This is a genomic window from Emticicia sp., from assembly GCF_049241225.1.
In the GTDB taxonomy this organism is placed as follows: Bacteria; Bacteroidota; Bacteroidia; order Cytophagales; family Spirosomataceae; genus Emticicia.
This window is the reverse complement of sequence record NZ_JBMLRC010000456.1, coordinates 1-1,788: the sequence shown is the minus strand read 5'-3', so window position 1 is coordinate 1,788 and position 1,788 is coordinate 1. Positions and strand designations below refer to the sequence as shown.

At 39.3% G+C, this 1,788-nt stretch carries 2 protein-coding genes; both read right to left on the bottom strand.

Features of this window, described 5'->3' with window-relative positions; translation table 11 throughout:
- Positions 1-11 precede the first annotated feature (11 nt).
- Positions 12-1,484: a TolC family protein gene (locus tag ACOVO2_RS23320; protein WP_421772280.1), complete on the bottom strand. Its 1,473-nt coding sequence runs from the start codon at positions 1,482-1,484 to the stop codon at positions 12-14.
- A 181-nt stretch (positions 1,485-1,665) separates the two neighbouring features.
- Positions 1,666-1,788, bottom strand: a 123-nt coding sequence (locus ACOVO2_RS23315; RefSeq protein ID WP_421772287.1) for a pyrroline-5-carboxylate reductase family protein, incomplete at its 5' end; no start/stop codon positions are given.

Genomic DNA, 1,788 nt, shown 5'->3' with positions numbered 1-1,788 from the left:
AATCACCACGCTTAAAACGAAAGCGGTTTATTTTGATAGAAATCTAAAATCTTGATTCGGAAAATATAATCGTATTTGGCTTGAATTTGATTGATTCTGGCACGGTCGAGATTAGTTTTTGAAATGCTATAATCTAAGGCATTCAACGACCCGACATTAAATCTTGATTCTGCCGCACGGAAAGACTCTTCTAAGGCTTTTACCTGATTTCCCAAGGCAGAATATCTTTTGGCCGAATTTGTGAGGTTTACGTAAGCTTGGTCAATGTCCTGACGCAAACGTAAGCGTACGTTTTCGGCTTGTATTTCGCTTTGTTTTTGATTGATTTGGGCAGCAGTTAATCTAAACTTTGTACTATAACCATTAAAAATTGGCACTCTTAGACTTAGTCCGATTGAATTATTGGCGTTTCCTGTTAATTGTCTGAAATATTTGATTTTTTCAGTTGTGGTGCTTGATGTTGGTACAAAAGCAAATACAGGGTAGCGTGTTCCAGCTACATTTACATAACCCGCTTCGGTTTCAACAATTCGCTGAGTTACATTTACATTTTCGGCCACTGTCGTATAATTAGTATTAAGAGCGGCAGAAGCCGAAATAACGGGCATCTTTAAACCTTTAGCAATATCAATTGATTTTTGGGAGGCCTTCACTCGCATATCAGCGGCTTGCACATCAGCCAAGAAAGACTGAGCGATTTCATAAACTTGGGCGGAAGAAGTCGGATACGGCTGAATACTCGGATTTGGCACTTCGACTCTGACTACTTCAATATCACGGTCGGCAGCAGCATTCATCAATTGTTTTAAAGTCAATTTTGCTGAGATAATGGCATTTTCGGCATTGACAACGCTCACTTCATCATTGGCCAATTGTGCTTTAATATCAAACAAATTAGTCTCGGGCAATGAACCCGCATTGACGAGCTTTTGTGTGCGTTCGAGCTGGGTTTGTGTTACTTCCATTTGGCGTTGAGCAACCGCCAATAAATCTTGTTGAGAAAGCACATTCAGATAACCCACCACAATATTAAGCGTGATTTGGTTTTTCATGGCTTGTAAATCAAGGCGAGATGCTTCCAAGTTCAACTGATTGAGGGCGATTCCATTGCGAGTTTGATACCCATCAAAAAGCGTAACACCTGCATTAAGACCAAAACCATTTGAACCAACGGTATTTGTTACGATACCATTAGTAAAAGGATTGATATTACGGCCTGTGAAGACATTAAGGTTTGTTCCTCCATTAAGATTAGGATACCTTGCCCATTTCGATTGTTCGAGCGTGTTGAGCCCTTGCTCTACTTGTAGGCTATTTTGCTTAATTGAAAGATTATTTTTCAAAGCAAAATCAATGGCTTCTTGCAAAGTTATTTTTTCGCCAGTTGAAGTACTGCGTTCTCCACTCCCCGACACAGTAATTTGTGCATAAGAAACAGAATTGGCAAGAAGAAAAGTTGAAAGTAAAATTTTAGCTAATTTCATACGAATGTTAGATGCTGAGGTCAAAACTTTTCAAACCATTGAGCTACAACGGTGGCTTTGACACAACAATCTTACGAAAGTTTCGTATATGCAGGGTATAAGAAATGGATAAACGGTTTTATTGAAGTGTAGAGTTGCAAATACGAAGGAAGGCTTCGCTTCGAGCGAAGCCTTCCTTGTACTATTTCGATAATTCTTTAGCTCTATTTTCGGCGGCTAAAATACCTTTCGAGATTCCTTCTGGAATATTATTTTCTTCAAAAGTACGTAAAGCGGCTTCGGTTGTTCCACCTTTTGAAGCAAC